General features: G+C 67.3%; 17 protein-coding genes. 6 read left to right on the top strand and 11 right to left on the bottom strand.

The features are described from left to right. The first annotated feature begins 78 nt into the window (after positions 1-78). Together IEX88_RS12650 and IEX88_RS12645 are read left to right on the top strand one after the other, a co-directional pair. Positions 79-936 (top strand): manganese catalase family protein, encoded by an 858-nt coding sequence (locus IEX88_RS12650; protein WP_188851099.1) that lies wholly within the window; start codon positions 79-81, stop codon positions 934-936. Positions 937-1034: 98 nt separating this feature from the next. Beyond that, positions 1035-1352: a metal-sensitive transcriptional regulator gene (locus IEX88_RS12645; protein WP_188851097.1), complete on the top strand. Its 318-nt coding sequence runs from the start codon at positions 1035-1037 to the stop codon at positions 1350-1352. 94 nt (positions 1353-1446) lie between these two features. Here the strand turns inward: IEX88_RS12645 and IEX88_RS12640 are convergent, their stop codons facing one another. Together IEX88_RS12640 and IEX88_RS12635 are read right to left on the bottom strand one after the other, a co-directional pair. Next, positions 1447-2826 carry an aspartate aminotransferase family protein gene (locus IEX88_RS12640; protein WP_188851095.1) on the bottom strand — a complete coding sequence of 460 codons (1380 nt, stop codon included), beginning with the start codon at positions 2824-2826 and terminating at the stop codon, positions 1447-1449. A gap of 140 nt (positions 2827-2966) precedes the next feature. Continuing rightward, complete coding sequence (locus IEX88_RS12635; RefSeq protein ID WP_188851093.1) at positions 2967-3542, bottom strand: DNA-3-methyladenine glycosylase; 576 nt, start codon at positions 3540-3542, stop codon at positions 2967-2969. 148 nt (positions 3543-3690) lie between these two features. Here IEX88_RS12635 and metH point away from each other — a divergent pair, with 148 nt between their 5' ends. Next, the gene (gene metH / locus IEX88_RS12630) at positions 3691-7473 is read left to right on the top strand and encodes a methionine synthase (RefSeq protein ID WP_188851090.1); all 3783 of its coding nucleotides are present in this window, start codon (positions 3691-3693) and stop codon (positions 7471-7473) included. Between the two features lie 243 nt (positions 7474-7716). Here metH and IEX88_RS12625 read toward each other — a convergent pair whose 3' ends face one another. The 5 genes from IEX88_RS12625 to IEX88_RS12605 all read right to left on the bottom strand — a co-directional run bounded on the left by IEX88_RS12625 (position 7717) and on the right by IEX88_RS12605 (position 14344). After that, entirely contained in the window at positions 7717-8496 is a 780-nt protein-coding gene (locus IEX88_RS12625; RefSeq protein ID WP_188851087.1) for an SDR family oxidoreductase, read from the bottom strand. A 130-nt stretch (positions 8497-8626) separates the two neighbouring features. Continuing rightward, positions 8627-9235: a DUF938 domain-containing protein gene (locus IEX88_RS12620; RefSeq protein ID WP_188851085.1), complete on the bottom strand. Its 609-nt coding sequence runs from the start codon at positions 9233-9235 to the stop codon at positions 8627-8629. A 55-nt stretch (positions 9236-9290) separates the two neighbouring features. Continuing rightward, positions 9291-9983, bottom strand: coding sequence for a DUF2076 domain-containing protein (locus IEX88_RS12615; RefSeq protein ID WP_188851082.1), 693 nt, complete (start codon positions 9981-9983; stop codon positions 9291-9293). A gap of 171 nt (positions 9984-10154) precedes the next feature. Further along, entirely contained in the window at positions 10155-13253 is a 3099-nt protein-coding gene (locus tag IEX88_RS12610) for an efflux RND transporter permease subunit (RefSeq protein WP_188851080.1), read from the bottom strand. Continuing rightward, positions 13250-14344, bottom strand: coding sequence for an efflux RND transporter periplasmic adaptor subunit (locus tag IEX88_RS12605; protein ID WP_188851077.1), 1095 nt, complete (start codon positions 14342-14344; stop codon positions 13250-13252). Before IEX88_RS12605 ends, IEX88_RS12610 begins: the two co-directional genes overlap by 4 nt. A 322-nt stretch (positions 14345-14666) precedes the next feature. On the opposite strand from IEX88_RS12605, the gene IEX88_RS12600 reads away from it, so the two are divergent. Together IEX88_RS12600 and IEX88_RS12595 are read left to right on the top strand one after the other, a co-directional pair. Then, entirely contained in the window at positions 14667-15401 is a 735-nt protein-coding gene (locus IEX88_RS12600) for a response regulator transcription factor (protein ID WP_188851076.1), read from the top strand. Then, positions 15398-16660 carry an ATP-binding protein gene (locus tag IEX88_RS12595; protein ID WP_188851074.1) on the top strand — a complete coding sequence of 421 codons (1263 nt, stop codon included), beginning with the start codon at positions 15398-15400 and terminating at the stop codon, positions 16658-16660. The genes IEX88_RS12600 and IEX88_RS12595 overlap by 4 nt, the downstream gene beginning before the upstream one ends. Before the next feature lie 147 nt (positions 16661-16807). Here IEX88_RS12595 and IEX88_RS12590 read toward each other — a convergent pair whose 3' ends face one another. Then, positions 16808-17512, bottom strand: coding sequence for a hypothetical protein (locus IEX88_RS12590; protein WP_188851072.1), 705 nt, complete (start codon positions 17510-17512; stop codon positions 16808-16810). 470 nt (positions 17513-17982) lie between these two features. On the opposite strand from IEX88_RS12590, the gene IEX88_RS12585 reads away from it, so the two are divergent. Then, positions 17983-18372 (top strand): NUDIX hydrolase, encoded by a 390-nt coding sequence (locus tag IEX88_RS12585; RefSeq protein ID WP_244640124.1) that lies wholly within the window; start codon positions 17983-17985, stop codon positions 18370-18372. Positions 18373-18388: 16 nt separating this feature from the next. Here IEX88_RS12585 and IEX88_RS12580 read toward each other — a convergent pair whose 3' ends face one another. The 3 genes from IEX88_RS12580 to IEX88_RS12570 all read right to left on the bottom strand — a co-directional run bounded on the left by IEX88_RS12580 (position 18389) and on the right by IEX88_RS12570 (position 21969). Further along, complete coding sequence (locus IEX88_RS12580; RefSeq protein ID WP_244640122.1) at positions 18389-19141, bottom strand: Crp/Fnr family transcriptional regulator; 753 nt, start codon at positions 19139-19141, stop codon at positions 18389-18391. 127 nt (positions 19142-19268) lie between these two features. Next, positions 19269-19898, bottom strand: coding sequence for an exopolysaccharide biosynthesis protein (locus tag IEX88_RS12575; protein WP_244640148.1), 630 nt, complete (start codon positions 19896-19898; stop codon positions 19269-19271). A gap of 175 nt (positions 19899-20073) precedes the next feature. Then, the gene (locus IEX88_RS12570; protein ID WP_244640120.1) at positions 20074-21969 is read right to left on the bottom strand and encodes a potassium transporter Kup; all 1896 of its coding nucleotides are present in this window, start codon (positions 21967-21969) and stop codon (positions 20074-20076) included. Between the last annotated feature and the right edge of the window lie 46 nt (positions 21970-22015).

The raw sequence follows: 22015 nt of genomic DNA, 5'->3' as shown, positions 1-22015 counted from the left end.
TTCCCGCAAGGATACTCGGTGGGAGTATCCGACGCGCCGGTTTCGAGCGAGCGCGTTCCGAACGAAGGGACCAGACACATGTTCTATATCGACAAGCGTCTTCAGTATCCGGTCAAGGTCACGAACCCCGATCCGCAGTTCGCGCGCATGCTGCAGCAGGCCATCGGCGGCGTCGAAGGCGAGATCCGCGTCGCGATGCAGTATTTCTTCCAGGGATGGGGGGCACGGGGTCCCAATCCGAAATACCGCGACATGCTGCTGCACACGGCGACCGAGGAACTCGGCCATATCGAGATGCTCGCCACGGCCGTCGCGCTCAATCTGGAAAAGGCCCCGGCGTCCTTGCAGGAGGCGGGTGCCGTCGACGCCGTGGTCGGCGCGGTGATGGGCGGCGAGAACCCGCGGCACGTCCTCGAAGGCATGCTGCATCGCCATATCCTGTCCACGGGCATGGCCGCCTATCCCGCCAATTCCGACGGCGTCCCCTTCGACATGTCGCACATCTATGCCAGCGGCAATCTGGCAGCGGACATGTACTGCAACGTCGCCGCCGAGAGCACCGGACGGGTGCTGGCGGTGCGCCTCTACAATGCAGCGCATGATCAAGGCATGAAGGACATGCTGCACTTCATGATCGCGCGCGACACGATGCACCAGCAGCAGTGGCTTGCGGTGATCGAGGAACTGGGCGGGCATGAAGGGGTCCTGCCGATCCCCAACAGCTTCCCGCAGGAGATGGAAGACCAGACGCACAACTACGACTTCTTCGCCTCGGCTGCCGATGGGACGCCGCCCATGCCTGGCCGCTGGACGGGAGGCCCCTCGATGGACGGCAAGGGCGAGTTCACCGTGTTCCAGAACGTCCCGCTCGGCGAGGAGCCGAACCTCGGTCCGGCCCGGCCCGACAGCGGTGCGCAGAAAGAACAGATGGGCTAACAAGTCTGTGGGGTCCGGCTTAACCGCCGGGCCCCACATGCGCGCTATGCTATGGCCTTGGCGAGAGTCCCGGAGAGCCCCGCGCGAGGAGTCATGCGATGCCAGACGGCGAGATCGTCGACCAGAAAATCCTGCTGCGGCGGACCGAAGAAGAAAAGCGACCGATCCTGCAGCGTCTCAAGCGGATCGAGGGACAGGTGCGCGGTCTGCAGAACATGATCGCCGAGGACCGCTACTGCCTCGACGAAGTCCAGCAGATCAACGCGGTCTCCGCCGCGCTGCGCGAAGTCGCGCTGGTGGTCATCTCGCAGCATGTCAGCTGCGGGATACACATGGCCGGGGAGGACGGGCAAAAGGAGGTCGCAATCGACGACGTCATGCGCGTTCTCAGAGCCGCCATGCGGGCGTCGGAGTAAGGCTCAGCACGCCACGATCGTCCATTTGAGGCACTGCACCGGGTCCGGTGCAGTGCCTTTCTCTTGGCTGTTTCTGCGGGCGGCTGCAATGCAGCTAGGCGCCCCGGACGAAGGCCCAGGTCTCGTCGAGCGCCAGGGCGAACCGGTCGAGCATGTCCATGATCTCCGGCTCGGTAATGATCAGCGGCGGGCAGAAGGCGATCTGGTCGCCGATGGCGCGGATGATCACGCCGTGCTCGTGGCCCCGGGCGAAGAGATAGGCGCCCGCCTTGCCGGGCGGGTCGAAGCGCTGCTTCGTCGCCTTGTCGGCCGAGAGTTCGACGGCGCCGATGAGGCCGACGCCGCGCACTTCGCCGACCAGCGGATGGTCGGTGAAGCGGCTGCGCAGCTCGCGCTGCAGAATTTCACCCATCTCCGCGGCATGCGCGACGAGGCCGCGTTCCTCGATGATGTCGAGATTCTCGAGGCCGACGGCGGTCGCCACGGGATGCGCCCCGGCGGTGAAGCCGTGACCGAAGGTGCCGATCTTCGCCGTGTTGTCGGCGATGCCCTGGAAAATTTCGTCGGAGAAGAGGATGGCAGCGAGCGGCTGGTAGGAGGAAGTGATCTGCTTGGAGACGACCAGCATGTCCGGCTCGATGCCGTAATACTCGCAGGCGAACATGGTGCCGAGGCGACCGAAACCGTTGATCACCTCGTCGGCGACGATCAGGATGTCGTACTTGCGGCAGATTTCCTGAACCTTCGTCCAGTAGCCGGCCGGGGGCGGCAGCACGCCGCCGGCGCCCATCAGCGGCTCGCCGATGAAGGCGGCGATCGTGTCCGGGCCGGCGTCGAGGATCGTCTGCTCCAGCTCGGCGGCGAGGCGGTCGGTGAACTCGGCCTCGGTCTCGCCGGGCAGGCCAAAGCGCCAGAAATGCGGGCAGGTCAGGTGCTTGACCGGCAGGATCGGCAGGTCGAAGTCGCGGTGGTTGACGGGCAGGCCGGTGAGCGAGGCCGAGGCCATGGTGATGCCGTGATAGCCGTTGACGCGGGCCAGGAACGTCTTTTTGTTCGGCTTGCCGCGCGCATTGTTGAAGTACCAGACCATCTTGACGACGGTGTCGTTCGCCTCGGAACCGGAATTGGTGAAGAACACCTTGCTGAGCTTGTCAGGGCTCATGTTCACGAGGCGCTCGGCGAGCAGGATGGCCGGCTCGTTCGATTTCGACGAGAACGAATGGTAGTAGGGCAGCTTCAGCATCTGCTGGTAGGCTGCATCCGCCAGGCGCTTCTCGCCAAAACCGACGGCGACGCTCCAAAGGCCGGCCATCGCCTCGATATACTTGTTGCCCTGGTCGTCGAAGACGTGGATGCCCTCGCCGCGATCGATGACGATCGGCCCGGTCTCCTCATGCTTGCGGGCATTGGTCGCGGCATGCAGCAGGTATTCGACGTCGCGGGCATAGATGGAATTGGGCAGGGGCTTCGACATAAGGAGGCTTTCCGATGCTTCGATCGTGCGACCCTAGCACCGCCCTGCGCGGCTTCGCAAAACCGTGAGGAAAATATCTTTCGCTACGGTCGTCACGGAGGGCGTGGCGACGTCGGCGCTGTCTTCCCAGTTTCCTGCCGTCAAGGCGTCGACGCCGCGGCAAAGCGCCGGCTGAGAAACCGCGATCCGGCCCAGCCGAATCGCCAGGCGGTCTCGGCGCCGCGGGTGATGCCGATGCGCACGCCCGTCGCCAGCATTGGCGGCCGCGCGCCGGCTTCCAGCCGGAAAGGTGGCGCGTCGAGCGCAAGCCCGTCATGCGCCTTATCGATGCCGAGCGCCTGGCAGAGCCGGCCGGGGCCGGAGCAGAGTTTTTGCTCGTCGGCGATCCCCCCGCGGCGTTCGCGCAGGGTCTCAAGCCCTCGCGTCGGCTCAATGGCGCGGATCAGCACGGCCTCGCCTGTGCCTTCGGGGCCGCAGACGACATTCAGGCACCAGTGGATGCCATAGGAGCGGTAGACATAGGCGTGGCCAGGTGGTCCGAACATCGCCTGGTTGCGCGCGGTCCGACCATTGAAGGAATGCGAGGCGGGATCGCCTTCGTCATAGGCCTCGGTCTCGACGATGATGCCACCGGCATCGCCGACCGTCAGCACGACCCCGATGAGGTCGGCCGCGACCAAAGCGGCAGGGCGGTCGAAGAAGGCGCGGTCGAGCACGCTATGCTTCCCTTCGGGTCGATTGGCGGGGTGCCCTCTGATAAGGCTCGTCGTAGCCGAATGTCTACACGCTCGCCACAGACCTTATATTGATATAAGGATGTGTTTATATGCCTCCGAACTGCCCTGCCGCATCACCAGGTGATTCATGACCGACATCAGCGACGCCCTCTTCGCCTCCACGCCGGACCAGTCCCGCGACGACGCGCGCACGGCGCTGATGAAGGCGGCTTCGGAGCGCATCCTGATCCTCGACGGTGCGATGGGCACGCAGATCCAAGGGCTCGGCTACGAGGAAAGCCATTTCCGCGGCGATCGCTTCGAGGGCTGCGCCTGCCATCTGCAGGGCAATAACGATCTCCTGATCCTGACACAGCCGAAGGCGATCGAGGCGATCCACTACGCCTATGCCATCGCTGGCGCCGACATCATCGAGACGAACACCTTCTCCTCCACCTCGATCGCCCAGGCCGATTACGGCATGGAGGACCAGGTCTACGAGCTGAACCGCGACGGTGCGCGCCTCGTGCGCCGCGCCTGCATCCGCGCCGAGCAGGAGGACGGCAAGCGCCGCTTCGTCGCCGGCGCGCTCGGGCCCACCAACCGCACCGCCTCGATCTCGCCCGACGTCAACAATCCGGGCTTTCGCGCCACCTCCTTCGACGAGCTGCGCATCGCCTATGGCGAGCAGCTGCGCGGCCTCATCGACGGCGGCGCCGACCTCATCCTGATCGAGACGATCTTCGACACGCTGAACGCCAAGGCGGCCATCTTCGCCTGCAACGAGATCTTTCTCGAAAAGGGCGTCGACCTTCCCGTGATGATTTCCGGCACGATCACGGACTTGTCCGGTCGTACCCTGTCCGGCCAGACGCCGACGGCCTTCTGGCACTCGGTGCGGCATGCCCGGCCGTTCACCATCGGCCTCAACTGCGCGCTGGGCGCCGCCGCCATGCGCGAGCATCTGGCGGAGATCTCGGCCGCCGCCGACACTTTCGTGTGCGCCTATCCCAATGCCGGCCTTCCCAACGAGTTCGGCCAGTACGACGAGAGCCCGGAGGAGATGGCCGCCCAGATCGCGGGCTTTGCCGACGAGGGTCTCGTCAACATCGTCGGCGGCTGCTGCGGCTCGACGCCCGACCATATCCGCGCCATCGCCAAGGCGGTCGCCGGCAAGGCGCCGCGCGCGATACCCGAGCACGTGCCGCTGATGCGCCTGTCCGGCCTCGAGCCGTTCACGCTCACCAAGGACATCCCCTTCGTCAATGTCGGCGAGCGGACGAACGTCACCGGCTCGGCGAAATTCCGCAAGCTGATCACCGCCGGCGACTTCAATGCCGCGCTGGTGGTGGCGCGCGATCAGGTCGAGAACGGCGCGCAGATCATCGACATCAACATGGACGAGGGCCTGATCGACTCGGAAAAGGCGATGGTCGAGTTCCTCAACCTGATCGCCGCCGAGCCGGACATCGCGCGCGTCCCCGTGATGATCGACTCGTCGAAATGGTCGATCATCGAGGCCGGGCTGAAATGCGTCCAGGGCAAGCCGCTGGTCAACTCGATCTCGATGAAGGAGGGCGAGGAGGCTTTTCTGCGTCAGGCTCGCCTGGTGCGCGCCTACGGCGCCGCCGTGGTGGTGATGGCTTTCGACGAGGACGGCCAGGCCGACACCATGGAACGCAAGGTCGCGATCTGCACGCGCGCCTACAAGCTCCTGACCGAGAAGATCGGCTTCCCGCCGGAGGACATCGTCTTCGACCCGAACGTCTTTGCCGTCGCCACCGGCATCGAGGAGCACAATAATTACGGCGTCGACTTCATCGAGGCGACGCGCGAGATTATCAAGACGCTGCCGCATGTCCACATTTCCGGCGGCGTGTCGAACCTCTCCTTCTCCTTCCGCGGCAACGAGCCGGTGCGCGAGGCGATGCACGCCGTGTTCCTGTACCACGCCATCCAGGCGGGCATGGACATGGGCATCGTCAATGCCGGCCAGCTCGCGGTCTATGAATCGATCGACGCCGAGCTGCGCGAGGCCTGCGAGGACGTCGTCCTCAACCGCACGCCGAAGGGCGAGGGCAATGCCACCGACCGGTTGCTGGAGCAGGCCGAGAAATACCGCGGCACCGCCGGGAAGGAGGCGCGCGTCCAGGATCTCGCCTGGCGCGAATGGCCGGTCGACAAGCGGCTGGCGCATGCCCTCGTCAACGGCATCACCGAATACATCGACGTCGACACCGAGGAGGCGCGTCTGGCCGCCGCCCGGCCGCTGCACGTCATCGAGGGTCCGCTGATGGCCGGCATGAACATCGTCGGCGACCTGTTCGGCGCCGGAAAGATGTTCCTGCCGCAGGTGGTGAAGTCGGCCCGCGTGATGAAGCAGTCGGTGGCGATCCTTCTCCCCTACATGGAGGCGGAAAAGCTCGCCAATGGCGGGGCTGAGCGCGAGGCCGCCGGCAAGGTGCTGATGGCGACCGTCAAGGGCGACGTGCACGACATCGGCAAGAATATCGTCGGCGTGGTCCTCGCCTGCAACAACTACGAGATCATCGATCTCGGCGTCATGGTGCCGGCGACGCGTATCCTGGAGGAGGCGAAGAAGCACAAGGTCGACATCATCGGCCTCTCCGGCCTGATCACGCCCTCGCTCGACGAGATGGTGCATGTCGCCGCCGAGATGGAGCGCGAGGGGTTCACCATCCCGCTCCTCATCGGCGGGGCGACGACGAGCCGCGTCCACACCGCGGTGAAGATCGACCCGCGCTACAATGCCGGCCAGACCGTCTACGTCACCGATGCCAGCCGCGCCGTCGGCGTCGTCTCCAACCTCCTGTCGCCGGAAGGCAAGGCCGGCTATGTCGAGGGCATTCGCGAGGAATATCTGAAGGTCGCGGCGAACCATGCGCGCAGCGAGCTGGAGAAGAAGCGCCTGCCGCTCGACCGCGCCCGCGAAAACGCCATGCAGCTGGACTGGTCGGGTTACACCCCGCCGAAGCCGAGCTTCCTCGGCACCCGCGTCTTCGAGGCCTATGATCTCGCGACGCTGGCCGCCTACATCGACTGGACGCCCTTCTTCCAGACCTGGGAGCTGAAGGGCCGCTATCCCCAGATCCTCGAGGACGAGAAGCAGGGCGAGGTCGCCCGTTCATTGTTTGCCGATGCGCAGGCGATGCTGAAACAGGTGATCGCGGAAAACTGGTTCAAGCCGAAGGCGGTCGTCGGCTTCTGGCCGGCCGGCGCCGTCGGCGAGGACATCCGCCTCTTCACCGACGACAGCCGCGCGGAGGAGCTCGCCACCTTCTTCACCCTGCGCCAGCAGCTGTCGAAGCGCGACGGGCGGCCGAACATGGCGCTGTCGGACTTCGTCGCGCCCGTCGCATCGGGCAAGCCGGACTATATCGGCGGCTTCGTGGTCACGGCCGGCATGGAGGAGGAGGCGATCTCCGAGCGCTACGCCAAGGCCAATGACGACTACGCCTCGATCATGGTCAAGGCGCTCGCCGACCGCTTCGCCGAGGCCTTTGCCGAGGCGATGCACGAGCGCGTGCGCAAGGAGCTCTGGGGCTATGCCACGGACGAGACTTTTGGCCCGGACGAACTGGCCGGCGAGCCCTATTTCGGCATCCGCCCGGCGCCCGGCTATCCGGCCCAGCCGGACCACACGGAAAAGGCGACCCTGTTCGCGCTTCTCGATGCCGAAGCCAAGATCGGCGTGAAGCTGACCGAGAGCTTTGCCATGTGGCCCGGCTCGTCCGTCTCCGGCCTCTACCTCTCGCACCCGGACTCGCACTATTTCGGCGTCGCCAAGGTCGAGCGCGACCAGGTGCTGGACTATGCCCAGCGCAAGAAGATGCCGGTGGCGGAAGTCGAGCGTTGGCTCGGCCCGATCCTCAACTACGTGCCGAACCCGGTGGCACAAGCGGCGGAGTAGGGGCGCTCGGGTGCTTCACACCCCGACGCGCACGGCGCCGGCTATGGCGCCATTCCTCGCCCCGACGGGGGTCCGAAGGACGGGTCGAGACCGGCGGCTCGACCCCGGGGTGCCGAGCGCAGCGAGGCGGGAGAGGGGCCGCGGCGTAGCCGCGGGGCGGCCTGTCATTCAATGGTCCACCCCCTCTTCGCCCTGCCGGGCACTTCTCCCCGGAGGGGAGAAGAAGAACGTTGATGCGGTGCGCTACAGCACCCCCTGATAGGCCCCGCCGTCGATGAGCAGGCTCTGGCCGGTGATGTAGCCGGCCTGGGCGGAGCACAGGAAGGCGCAGGCCGTGCCGAATTCCGCCGCCTCTCCGAAGCGCCTGGCCGGGATCTCCTGCCGCCGCTCGTCGCGGATGGTCTCGACGTCGACGCCGCGGCGCTGCGAGGCGGCCTCCTGGCCCGACTGAAGACGCCGGGTGTCGAAGGCGCCGGGCAGCAGGAAATTGATGGTGACGTTGGCGTGCGCGACAGAGCGCGCGACGCCGGCGAGGAAGCCGGTGAGGCCGATGCGGGCGCCGCTGGAGAGGTCGAGGCCGGAGAGCGGCATCTTCACCGAGGCCGAAGTGATGTTGACGATCCGGCCAAAACGGCGCGCGACCATGCCGTCGATCACCCGCTGCACCAGTTCGATCGGCGTCACCATGTTGGCGGTGACGCCGGCCAGCATCGCCTCCCGGTCGATCTGGCGAAAATCGCGCAGCGGCGGGCCGCCATTGTTGTTGACGAGAATATCGACCTCGGGCACCGCGGCGAGCAGCGCGTCCTGGCCCTCCGATGTGCCGACATCGGCGGCCACTGCGATCACCTCGGCGCCGGTCTCCGCCCGAATCTCCTCGGCCGTACGCGCCAGCGTTTCGGCATTCCGCCCGTTGATCACCACGCGGCAGCCGGCGCGGGCGAGTTCCATGGCGCAGGCGCGGCCGAGGCCCCGGCTCGACGCGCAGACGATCGCGGTGCGACCTTCGAGACCCAGATGCATGGAACGCTCCTTCTGATGGGACAGGACCCGAGGCGCGAATGGTCCGCGGCCGGTTCGTCCGGGATACGTACCACGACATCGTCCTCGGGAAAGGGCGGGCCCGTCGATCCGGCCCCGTCGCCGGTCAGGCTCAGCGCCGCCTGAAGATCACCGTCAGATTGTTCGCCGGCATATCGTGAACCCGGGCGAGGATCAGCCCCTCTGCCTCCGCGACGGCGGCGACCGCCTCCAAATCGCGGATGCCCCAGGCGGGATCGCGCAGGCGCAGGTCTTCGTCGAAGGCGATATTGCTCGGCGCCAGTGCCTCGCCGCCCCGCCGGAAGGGGCCATAGAGAACGAGCGGTGCGCCGCTCGGAAGGATCTGCCCGGCATGGCGCATCAGGCCGAGGGTCGCGGACCAGGGGCTGATGTGGATGAGGTTGATGGCGAGGATCGCATCGGCGTGCTGGATCGGCCATTCCGGGCCTGCCGCGTCGATATCGAGGGGCGGTCGCAGGTTGGTTCGGTTCTCGCCACTCATCCATGCTGCGATCGAGGATCGCGCCGCCGGCGAGGGATCGGACGGCTGCCATGTCAGGGTCGGCATCTGCCCGGCGAAATGCAGGATGTGCTCGCCGGTGCCGCTGGCGATTTCCAGTACGGTGCCCGTAGCGGGAAGGACGGTTCGCAGGACGGCCAGGATGGGTTCGCGATTGCGCAGCGCCGCCGGGCTGGAAAGCCTGTCATCAGGGGACAGCATGGGAGGTTTCCTGTGAGGGGGAGGAGACGGCCGGCGCGGCCGTCTCCGGGCGCGGTCAGATGTCGTCGAAGCCGCCGCCGTCGAAGCCGCCATCATCGCCGCCGAACCAGCCGCCGTCATCGGCCGAGGCGTCCTGGACGTCCGGCTCCTGGCCCTGGTCGGCGGTGTCGGATGCCGTGTCCGCGGGCTCGGCCGCCGGCGTCGCATCAGCCGCCTGCGCCTCGTTGCCGCCGAACATGTTGCCGAGCGCATTGCCGAGGAGAAGACCGCCGGCGACGCCCATGGCCGTCTGCGCCGCGCCCGCGAGAAAGCCGCCGCCGCCCATGCCGCGGCCGCCCTGCTGGGGAGCGCCCTGCGCATTCATGCCCCGGTCCTGGCCGGCAGCGCCGCCCCAGGCGCTGCCCGGGCGAGAGGCGCCGACGCTCGGGACTGAGCGGGGCCGGCCGCCGCTGCCGAGAATGCGCGACAGCATCCCGCCTTCCGGCTCGCGCTCGTCGGCCGCAGCCGGCCGGGCTTCACCGGCACCCTGCACGCCGCGCTCCAGTTCCTCGATGCGCTTCTGCTGGTTGGCAAGCGCCAGGTCCTGCATGACGATGGTCTGCGCCATGTAGTAGGGCGCGCCCGGCTGGCGGCTCAGGCTGTCGGCGATGAAGCGCTCGGCCTCGGCGTCGCGCGGTCCGGCCTGGCGCTCGACATCGCCGAGCTTGGAAAAGAGGCCTTCGATCGCCTCGCGGTCTCTGGTGTCCATCGTCTGGCTCCCATGGGATCGTGATCGTGGCGGCGTCCTGCGCCGATGGATCCTAGATGAGATCGCCACCGGCCCCGCACAACCGCTTGGCCGTCCGAACGGTCCGCCAGCGACTGACATCGCCCTGACCTTTCCGTCATCGCGCCCTGCCGCGGCAGGACGCGGCGCGCCTCATTCCGCCGGCAGCACCTTCGCCTGCCGCGGCAGCAGCTTCGACAGCCAGCGGCCGGCGAAGCGCTCGAGATCGTCCATCACGGTATAGACCACCGGCACGTAGACGAGGCTGAGGACGGTCGAGGAGATCAGGCCGCCGATGACGGCGATGGCCATCGGCGCGCGACTTTCCGCATCGGCGCCGATGCCGAGCGCGATCGGCGCCATGCCGGCCCCCATGGCGATCGAGGTCATGACGATCGGGCGGGCGCGCTTCGTCGCCGCCTCGATCAGCGCCTGGCCGCGCTCCATGCCGCCGCGCCGGGCGAGGATGGCGTATTCGACGAGGAGGATGGAGTTCTTCGCCGCGATGCCCATGAGCAGCAGCACGCCGATCAGCACCGACACCGCGATCGAGGCGCCGGTCAGATAGAGGAAGCCGAAGGCGCCGCCGATCGACAGGGGCAAAGCGGTGAGGATGGTGATCGGCTGCAGGAAGGAGTTGAACAGGAGAACCAGCGTGCCGAACATCAGGAGGATGCCGACGGCGATCGCCATGACGAAGCCGGAGAAGAGCTCCGCCATGCGCTTGGCGTCGCCCTCGGCTCGCTGGGCGATTCCTGCCGGCAGGTTCTGCATCACCGGCAGCTTGTTGATCGCCGCCTGGGCCTGGCCGAGCGTCAGCCCGGAAAGCTCGGCCTCGACGGCGACGGTGCGGTCGCCGTCGACATGGCTGATGCTCGTCGGGCCGGCGCCGAAGGTGAAGCTGGCGACGGAATCGAGCGGCACGGTGGCGCTGGTGCCGCGGATCATCAGCGACTTGATCTGGCTGAGGTCGCCGCGGGCGGCGTCGGTCAGCGTCGGGATGATGTAGACCTGCCGGTCGCCGAGATTGTACTTCGCCAGCGCGCTGTCGTTGTCGCCGAGGGTGGCGACGTTCACGAGGGTCGCGATCTGCTGCGAGGTCACGCCGAGGCTGGCCATCTTCGCCTTGTCCGGGGTGATGACGAGCTCGGGCTTGGCCGCGGCGGCGCTGGAAATCGGGTTGTTGACGCCCTCGATCCCGCGCATCTCGACCGCGAGCCGCGCCGCCGTTTCGGCGAGGAGGTCGCCATTGGCGCCGACGAGCGTGATCGAGACCTTCGAGCCGGACTGCCCGTCGGCGCCGAACTGGATGCGGGCGCCGGGGATGTCGTCGAAGAGATGCGCCGAGCGCTTCTCGAACTCCTGCTGGCTGACGTCGCGGTCGGCCCGTTCCTTGAGGTTTGCGGTGACCGTTGCCGAGGTGACGCTCGCGGTCGTGCCGCGCTGCGGCCCGCCGCCGCCCTCGGTCGCCGCGCCGATGGAGGTGAAGACCGAGGCGACTTCCGGCTCGGCGGCGAGCTTGGCCGAAACCGCCTGGGCCACGGCGTCAGTTTCGGCCAGCGTCGAGCCGGGCTGCATCTCGACCGAGACGAGCGAGCGGCCGCGGTCGGAGGCGGTCATGAATTCGGTCGGCAGCTGCAAGGCGAGCATGATCGAGCCGGCGAAGAAGGCGATGCCGATCAGCACGGTCAGCCAGCGGAAGCGCAGCGCCTGCTTCAGCACGGCGAGATAGCCGAAAACCCAATTCGGCGTGTCGTCATGGCTGTCGCCGCCGGCGGCCCTGATGAAGAAGGCGCCCATCAGCGGCGTCAGCGTGCGGGCGACCAGCAGCGAGAACAGGACGGAGACGCAGACGGCGATGGCGAAGCTGACGAACAGTTTTCCGGGAATGCCGGGCATGAAGGCGACGGGCACGAAGACCGCGACGATGGTCATGGTGGTGGCGACGACGGCCAGGCCGATCTCGTCGGCGGCCTCGATCGCCGCCTCATAGGCGGTCTTGCCGCTCTGGCGCATGTGCCGGACGATGTTCTCGATCTCGACGATGGCGTCGTCGACGAGGATGCCGACGACGAGCGAAAGCGCCAGCAGCGTGATGTTGTTCAGCGAGAGGTCGAGCCAGGCCATGACGGCGAAGGTCGGGATCAGCGACAGCGGCAGCGCGGTGGCGGCGACGAGCGTCGCCCGGATGTCGCGCAGGAACAGGAAGACGACGACGATGGCGAGCGCCGCGCCGATCCACAGCGCCTCCAGGGCCGCGTCATAGCTTTCCTGCACGAAGGTCGAGGACGACGTGACTTCGGTGAACTCGGCCTTGTCGTCCGCCGCGTCGAAAGCGGTGACGGCCGCGCGAACGGCATTGGTGACGCCGATCTCGCTCGATCCCTTGGCGCTGAAGACGGAGAAGGCGACGACTTCCTTGCCGTTCAGCCGGGCGCGCGAGCGCGGCTCCTCCCAGCTGTCGTCGATCGTGCCGAAATCGGCGAGGCGCATCGATTTGCCGTCGGACAGGGTGATGCGGGTATCGCCGAGGGCTTCGATCGAATCGACGCGGCCGAGCGTGCGCACCGACTGCTCGCTCGACCCGACGATGGTGCGGCCGCCCGAGCGGTTGGCGTTCTGGGCGGCCAGCGCCTGCGATATGTCCTGCACGGTGACGCCGAGCGCCGCCAGCCGGTCGGGATCGAGCTTCACCAGCACGGCGCGGTTGACGCCGCCGGACCGGGAGATCTTCGACACCCCGTCGAGCTTCAGGAGCGCCTTGGAGACGTCGTTGTCGATGTACCAGGATAGTTGGTCCGGGTTCATCGACGGCGCGTCGACGACATAGGTCAGCACCGAATTGTCGCCGATGATGACGCGGGCGACCAGCGGTGTCTCGGCCGCCGTCGGCAGATCCGACTGAACCGAGGTGACGGCGTTGCGCACGTCGTCGGTCGCCTGCGTCAGGTCGGTGTCGAGCGCGAACTCGATGGCGGTGACGGAGGAGCCTTCCGATACGGTGGACGTCACGCTCTCGACGCCCGAGAGCGTGTTGACGGCGTTTTCGATGATCTCGGTGACCTGCGTCTCGATCTCCGTCGGCGAGGCCCCGGTCTGCACGACCGTCACCGTGACCATGGGAAAATCGATGTCCGGCATGTTGTTGATGCGCAGCTGGGCAAAGCCCCAGACGCCCGCAAAGGCAAGAGTCAGGAACAGGACGATGGTCGGGATCGGATTCTTGATCGACCAGGCGGAAATGTTCTTCACTGGACGGGCTCTCCGCTGGCGGCCTGCTCGGTCACGACGCGGACGGTGTTACCGTCGTTGAGGAAGCCGGCGCCGGCGGTGACGACGCGGTCGCCCTCGGCGAGGTCGCCGGTGACGGCGACGCGCCCATCCTGCCGCGTGCCGGCGTCGACCGGCTTCAGCGCGACGGCGTTGTCCGCGGCGACCACGAAGACCGCCGTCTTGCCGTCGCGCCAGGTCAGGGCGCTTTCGGCGACGGTCATCGCCGGGCTGCCGCCGGCCGAGATGGTCGCACGCACGAACATGCCGGCCTTGAGGTTCGACTGCGGCGGCAGGCCGATCTCGACCCGGCCCATATGCGTGGCGCTATCCACGGTCTCGCCGATCAGGGCGATCGTCCCGTCGATCGTCTTGCCGGAAGGTCCCGTCACCGCGGCCCCGTCGCCGGTCGACAGGGCCGCGAGATACTGCTCGGGAACGTCGATGGCGGCGCGCAGGGCGCCGTCGCGCTGTACGCGCATGATTTCGGTGCCGGTCTGGACGGTGATGCCGAGCGTTGCAGGCTTGGCCGAGACGATGCCGGCGAAGGGCGCGCGCACGATGGTGCGGTCGAGCTGCACCTGCAGCGTCCCCAGCGCGGCCCGGGCCTGGGCCAGCGCCGCTTCCGTGGTTTTCACCGTGGTCTGCCGCTCTTCCGCCGTCTCGGCCGACAGGGCGCCGGTCTTGGCCAGGCGCTGGCCGCGCTCGTTCGCGGAAACGGCCGTGGCAAAGCTCGCCTCGGCACTGGCGATCGCCGCCTCCTGTTCGGCGATCTGCGCCTCGATCAGCGCGCCGTCGAGCCGGGCGAGGATCTCGCCGGCGGCCACCTGGTCGCCCTCGTGGGCAAGCACTTCGGTCAGGACCAGGCCCCCGGCAGTGGCGCTGACGGTCGCCTCCTCGGCGGCGATGACGAGGCCGGTCGCCGAAATCCTGGTCGCCACGGTTTCGCTGCGCACCGCGTCGGTCGTCACGGTCAGGCTCGCCGCCGCGGGTGCCACGGCGTCCTGCGCCCCGGCGGGAACGATCGCGCTCACGGCCAGCGACAAGGCAAGAAGGATCATCGGTTGGCGCATGGCGGTCTCGCAGGCTGCGGAAGCGGGGTGGAGCCGGAACGTCCAGGGACGCTCCGGCTCTACCACAGCACCAGAGGGGGGATGGCACCGTGGTCGCGGCAGGAGCGGGCGTGCCCGTCCCCTGCCTTCGCTTACATAGGTAATCGCATTGTCTGGCGCTTGTATGGAACGGAAATGTCAATCTGTTACGAAACGTATCCAAGCTCCGCCCGCCGCTGCGCGCCAGGCATCGGCGCCGCTTCTCGACATGTTCTGCAACAAAATTGCGGTCGCGGGCGGCGCCGCGATGCGGGATAGAGGAGGGCGGAGCGAGGAGCCAGGCATGGAAAACAGGATCAGGGTGCTGGTCGTCGACGACGATCTCGAAATCCGCCGGCTGCTCGGCCGGTATCTCGATGGCCAGGGGTTTCACACCATCCTCGCCGGCAGCCGGCGCGAATGCGAGCAGAAGCTGCTGGATGCCGCCATCGACCTGGTGGTGCTCGACGTCATGCTGCCGGACGGCTCGGGGCTCGATCTCTGCCGCGAACTGCGCGACCGCCGGCCCGATCTGGCGATCATCCTCCTCACGGCGCTGAAGGAGGATGTGGACCGCATCGTCGGGTTGGAGCTGGGCGCCGACGACTATCTCGGCAAGCCGTTCAATCCGCGGGAGCTCTCCGCCCGGATCCGCGCCGTCCTGCGCCGGGGCGGCCCGGATCGCGGCGGCGAAGCCGGTCCGCTGCCGGCCGCCGGCTACCGGTTCGAGGGCTACAGCGCCGATCCCGGGCGGCGCAGCGTGCGCGACGCCGAGGGCACGGAGATCGAGCTGACCGGTGCGGAATTCGACCTCCTCCTGATCTTCCTCGAACGGCCCGGCCGGGTGCTGTCGCGCGACGTGCTGCTCGATCTTCTGCACGGCCGCTACATCGATCCCTTCGACCGCTCGATCGACGTGACGATGAGCCGTCTTCGCCGGAAGTTCGGCGATGGCGGCGTGTTCCGGCTGTTCAAGACGGTGCGCAACGGCGGCTACCAGTTCGCCGCCCATGTCGAGCGGCTGGAGACGCCGGCATGAATTCGCTGCACGCGCGTCTCACCCTCCTGCTGATGATCGCGGTCACGGCGGTCGCCGTGCTGGCGGCCTTCGTCACCTATTCCATCATCGATCCGCCGCGCCGGCAGAGTTTCGACCGAGCCTTCGCGCAGGAGGCCCGGCTCGTCTCGGCGGTCCTGAAGGGGTCCGTGGAAGAGGCCGACCGCCTCGGGGTGAAGACGGGCCCCGCGCCCGCCACCGACACGATCAGCCAGCAGCAGACGGCCGGAATCAACGCGGCGCTGGCCGGCATCGGCGAAGCCTTCGGTGTGGTCGTCGCCACGATCGACGGTGACACCTATCTCGGCATTCCCCTCAAGGGCGATGTCTGGGCCTATCTGCCCTTTCCGGCGCTGCCCCAATCCTCGATCCGGCCGCTGACGGCCTATCTTACGGTGGTCGTGCTCGGCTCGGTCGCCGTGGCGATCCTGGCCGCCAACAAGATCGTCAGTCCGCTGCGCATGCTGGAGACGGCGATCGCTTCGGTCGGGCCCGACGGCGAGATCCTCCACATCGACGAAAAGGGGCCAGTCGAGGTCCGCGCCACGGCGCGCGCGCTGAACCGCCTGTCGTCGCGGCTGAAGACGGCCATGGAAAGCCGCATGCGCCTCGTCGCGGCCGCCGGCCACGACCTGCGGACACCGATGACGCGCATGCGCCTTCGAGCCGAGTTCCTGCCGCCGGAGGAGCAGGGGACCTGGCTGAAGGACCTGGAAGAACTGGACAGGATCGCCGACAGCGCCATCCGGCTGGTGCGCGAGGAGGTCTCGGACCAGAAGGCGGAGGGCGGCGTGCCGCTCGGCCCTCTCGTCGCGGAGATCGGCCAGGAACTGCGCGATCTCGGCCTTTCGGTCGACTGGCAGGCGGTCCCCGGCCTCCTGGTGGAGGGCCGTCCCCTGGCGCTGAAGCGAGCGCTGCGCAATCTCGTGGACAATGCCGCCTCGCACGGCGGCGGCGCGCGGGTCGCCATTCGGCGGGACGGGGAGTGGGCGGTGATCGAGATATCGGACGATGGGCCGGGCATTCCCGAGGCGCTTCTCGGCCGAGTGTTCGAGCCGTTCTTCCGGGTCGATCCCGGCCGGCGAAAATCCCGCCCCGGCGCCGGTCTCGGCCTGGCGATCGCCAAGGAGATCATCGACCAGGCCGGCGGCACGGTTCGGATCGAGAACCGTCCGGAGGGGGGGCTGCGCCAGTCCGTGCGGCTGCCCGTCGCGCCGGCGCAGGGAAGCGCTGCGGCCTGACGGATGGAGCGTCGGCGGGGGCGGGCCGCGATGACGTGGCATTTCGCCCGCCATCGCGTTCCAGCCGACCCTGCCGAAGCCGGTCTCGCAGGGACAAAGGCACCAAGCGGGACGGCGATTCCAAGAAAAGCCATCCCCGCCAAAACTTTAGCGACGGACGAGATCGAGCGCGCCGCTGGCGACCCCGGTCACCACGCCGCGGGCCTGGTTGCCGACGAAGGAGACGCCCTCGACCACCATCTGGTGGCCGGGGATCAGGTCGGCGAGGGCGAAGCCGGTTTCGGCCGGAACCGGGGGCGGCATCGGAATGTCGTCGGGCATGCTGGCCGCCACGGGCATCGGCTCTTCCGCCAGCACTCGCGCCTCGTCCCGCATGTCCCGTGCGATGGCTGGCCGCGCCGTGCCCGGCTGGGCGCTCGGCTTCGCGGTGGCGACCTTCGGTGCAACGGGACGCGGCGTCGGGTGCGCGACGGCCTGGGGCACCGGCGTGCAGGCCAGGCCGCAGGCCTCCTCCTTCGCCGGCGCGACCATCGCGATCCGCTGTCCGGATGGCCCAATCGCGTCTGCAGCAGGACTTGCGGCCGGCGCACCGAGGCCGGCCGGCACGACGGCGGCGCTGGAACCGGGCGACAGGGTGACGACGCGCACCGGGGACCCACCTTCTGTCTGCGCATGGGGAGCGCTTGCCGTCGACGCCTGCGGGGCGCTGTCGGGGCCGAAGATCCAGCGTGCCGGCGGAAAATCGGCGACAGAGGCGAAATGCAGCCCCGTCATCACGGTCGCCGACATCGCCGTCTGGGCGAGCACGCGTCTGCCGATGGCGTTGACCCGCTGACCTATCGTCGTCGTCATGGCGACCCATCTCCTTCGATTGCACTGCAGCAAAGGTCGTCCCGCGCCGTGGCGGATTTCGGACATTCAGATTGCGATTGATGGCCAGCACGGGATGATTTGTTACGAAGTGTGGCCGTCGCCCGCCGGTGCTCATCGCGGCGTTGTGATCCCATCGGCACGAGGCGGCGGGTCCCGTTGGAACCCTCGATCGGGCCGCGCGCCGTGCGCACCATCTTGGTTCCGGCGGCGGATGCACCATATATGCTCTTCGACTCGGCGCAGGCATCAAGCAAGCTTCGCTGTCAAAGATGGCACGAATCATGCACAGTCGGGTCACCTCCCGGATCGCTGTTAGTCTGCTCCCGCGGGCGGACGTCGCAGCCGGGATATCCTCAGGCATGAATACAAACTAATCGATCCTGGGCTGGCAGCCCGGGACCTTGGAGATGGCATTGGCGCAAAAGAGAGGGAACGTACAATACGGCGCGTTGCCCTACGCCGTCGGGACGGACGGTGGACTGCGCATCCTCTTGGTGACATCGCGCGGTACGCGGCGCTGGATCATCCCCAAGGGCTGGCCGATGAAGCTGCGCAGCCCGCACAAGGCGGCGGCGCAGGAAGCCTTCGAGGAGGCCGGCGTGATCGGCAAGTCGAGCAAGCAGCCCGTCGGCGCCTATGAGTACGACAAACTCGCCGACGACGGCTCGTCGGTCCGCTGCACCGTCACGGTCTTTCCGCTCGAAGTGCGCTATCTCGACGAGATCTGGCCGGAGGCTGCCCAGCGTTCCCGGCAATGGTTTGCGCAGGAAGAGGCGGCCAATCTCGTCGACGAGCCGGCCCTGCGCATTCTCCTTCGCGACTACCGCCCGCCGAACTGATCGCGGCGCCGTCTCGTCAATCGATGGCGGTGGCGCCGTTCTTGAGATGCAGATAGGCCGGATCGAACTGGCCGATGGCGCGCAGCCCGTCCCAATGCAGAATGTTGACCGTCCGGCGGTCGATGGCGATGATTCCCTCGGCCCTCAGATCCTGCAGGATGCGGTTGACGTGCACGACGCTGAGGCCGAGCGCGTCGCCGATCTCCGCCTGCGTCAGCGGAAGCCTGTAGCGGAAGCCGTCGGCCAGACCCACTGCGTCCAGTCGCAGCAGCAGTTCGCACAGGAGATGCGCCAGCCGCGCCCGGGCCGACAGGCGGCCCATTCCAGTGATCCAGGCGCGGAAGGCCGCGCCGTCGATCAGCGTCTCGCGCCACATCGCCGCGGCGACGCCCGGACGCCGCTCGCAGAGGTCGCGCATGTGGGTGTGGGCGACGAAGCCGAGCCGGCTCGGCACCAGAGTCGCCAGGCTGTGATCCATCACCTGCAGATGCAGGCTCTGGAGATCGGGAATGTCGCCGGGAATGTTGAAGGCGAGGATCTGACGTCGCCCGTCGCTGATCACCTTGTAGCGGCAGGTGAAGCCCTCGAGCACGATGCAGCAGTGCTGCGTGCGGTCGCCGTCGCGCACGATGTCGTGGTCGGCCGAGAAGTCGCGGATGGTTACGGGAAGCTCGGCGATGGCCTGCTGATCGTCAGCGGACAGGTCGATGATCTTCGACAGCCGAATGTGCATTGGACTGGTGGGTCCCAATGCGACTGACTTGTTCAATCGGTTCTCCTGTCTGCCTGCCTCCGCTGGTCGGCGAACCCTAGCGGTATGCCCCCGCGAACGGCAAGCCGCGCAACAGGCACTCCGACCCCGAGGACTCGCTCACCGCGGCGGGTGATGCCCTCGGCTACAGGAACGCGTTCGAGAAGACAAACAGGGCACCCTTGAAGAGGGCGAACAGAACGCCGGAGACGAGGACGACCGAGGCGACGGAGGTCGCTGCCCCGACGAGGATCCAGACCCCGTCACGCTCGAGAAGGCCGAGGGAAAACAGGCAGATGGAAAAGGCCGGCAGCATGTTGCCGAGCGGGATCGGCAGCACCAGGATGATCGCCATCAAAAGGCAGAGGGCGCCGATCAGATATTCCGCCGGCGGCCGGGCTACCACCACGAGGCGCGGTCTCAGAAGTTTTTCGGCCCGCGTGATCCAGGGCGCCACCTTGCCGATCATCGTGGCGAAATCGGTGCGCGTCATCGACCGGTTGGCGATCACCTTGGGAAGCCACGGCTTGCGCCCCAGCATCAACTGCGCCGCCAGGAAGACCAGGGGTGCACCGAGAATGGCCGAGGTGCCGGGCGGCGTCGGCAAGGCGTTCGGCATGGCGAAAATCAGCATCAGCGCCCCGAAGGCGCGATCCTGCATGGCGAGGAGCAGGTCCGCGACAGAGACACGCTCGCGCGCGGGATCTTCGGCGATGTCGACGAGAATCTCGGCCAGCTTGCGCTTGCTCAGGGGCAGAGGATCGGGTTCCGCCAAGGCCGTGGCGCTCGGCTCCTTGCACGCCTCGTCCGGCTCGGCAGCGCTCCACGCGGCAGCGCCGTCCGGATCGGCGCCGTCGACGCCCGTCCCGGCGCGTTCGCCCGTCTCTGCTCGATCGATCAAGTGCATATCAGGATCCCTGCGGCCTGAGCCTTAGAGCACAAGCATGACGCTAAATTGTGAATTGTTGCCCCATTTCGACGACTCGATTTGTCGGCAGGCAATAGAATCCCGAGGTATCGGCGGCCGAGAGGGCCATCGAGATGTAGAGGCGGTCCTGCCAGAGCGGCATGCCGTCCTGCGACGTCGCCCTGAAAGCGCGGCGCGACAGGAAGAAGGAGGTCGACATGATCTCGAACTTCAGGCCCTTCTTCTTCGCGAGCGAGAGGGCCTTCGGCACATTGGGCTCTTCCATGTAGCCGTAATTAAGGAAGACGCGGGTGAAGAGCTCGGAGACGGGCTCAATCTGAACGCGATCCTCGAGCGGAATGCGCGGAACATTCTCGACCTTGATGGTCATGATGAGATTGCGCTCGTGGATCACGCCATTGTGCTTGAGGTTGTGCATCAGGGCGCTCGGCGCGAGCTCGGTGTCGGAGGTCAGAAACACTGCGGTTCCGCGCGCCCGCATGGGCTTCGACTTCTCCAGCATCCGCGTCAGATCGCTGAGCGCGATGCTCTCGCGGTGCGCCTTGCTGTAGGCGATGCGGGTTCCGCGGATCCAGGTCCACATGATCAAGGACAGGATCACGGCCAGCCCGAGCGGCGCGTAGCCGCCGTCGAGCACCTTCAGCATGTTGGAGGACAGGAAGATCAGCTCGAGCGACAGCAGCGGGACGATCACGGCCGCCGCCAGCCAGGGCGACCACTTCCAGCATTTCCAGAAGACGAGGAAGCCGAGCGTCGAGGTGACCACCATGTCGCCGGTGACGGCGATGCCGTAGGCATTGGCCAGGGAGCCGGAGGACTGGAAGGTCCAGACCAGGAACATCACCCCGACGAACAGGAAGAAATTGACCTTCGGGATGTAGATCTGCCCGAACTGTTCCTCCGAGGTGTGCCGGATCTCCAGCCGCGGCAGGAAGCCGAGCTGGATCGCCTGCTGGGTCAGCGAGAAGGCGCCGGTGATGACGGCCTGGCTGGCGATGACGGTCGCGACCGTGGCCAGGATCACCAGCGGCAGCAGGGCCCATTCGGGCGCCAGCAGGAAGAACGGGTTCTCCAGCGCCTCGGGCCGCGACATGATCAGGGCGCCCTGGCCGAGATAGTTGAAGAGGAGGGCCGGAAAGACCAGGCCGAACCAGGCGACGCGGATGGGCTTGCGGCCAAAATGGCCCATGTCGGTATAGAGGGCCTCCGCACCGGTAATCGCCAGGAAGACGGAGCCGAGAATGACCAGGGACAGCCAGCCGTGGTCGATGATCATGGTGACGGCCCGCATCGGGTTCAGCGCCGTCAGGATGTCAGGCCGGTCGCCGATATGGATCAGGCCGAGAAGCCCCATCACCAGGAACCAGACCAGGGTGATCGGTCCGAAATAGGCCGCGATCTTGCCTGTGCCGCGGCTCTGGACGAAGAACAGGAGGCAGAGGATCACGGTGGTGATCGGCAGCACCCAGCCGTCGAGCCGCGGGGTCACCAGCTTCAGCCCCTCGATCGCGGACATCACCGAGATCGCCGGCGTGATCACCGCATCGCCGTAGAACAGCGAGGCGCCGATGATGCCGATGACGATCAGGAAAGTGCGCCTTCCCAGAGCCTTCATCGCCAGGGCGATCAGCGAGAGGATGCCGCCCTCGCCATTGTTGTCGGCATTGAGGATGAGCAGCACGTATTTGATCGTGACGATCAGCGTCAGCGACCAGATCAGCATCGAGACGACGCCGATCACCTCGGTGTCGACGAGACCGTCGCCGCTGGCATGCACCAGGGCCTCGCGCAGGGCGTAGAGCGGGCTGGTGCCGATATCCCCGTAGACGACGCCGATACAGCCGAGCAGCAGGGTCCTGAATTCACGCGGATGAGCCGGCTCACGCGGGGCATGCGCCGTGTCTGTGTCAGTGGCCAAGCATCGTTCTCCGGCATCGCGGCACCCCGGAAGGGGGAAGCTTCGA

It is taken from the genome of Aureimonas glaciei (assembly GCF_014643375.1).
Classification (GTDB): Bacteria; Pseudomonadota; Alphaproteobacteria; order Rhizobiales; family Rhizobiaceae; genus Plantimonas; species Plantimonas glaciei.
Note: the sequence above shows the minus strand (reverse complement) of the source record. Positions and strands in the feature narration are given on the sequence as shown.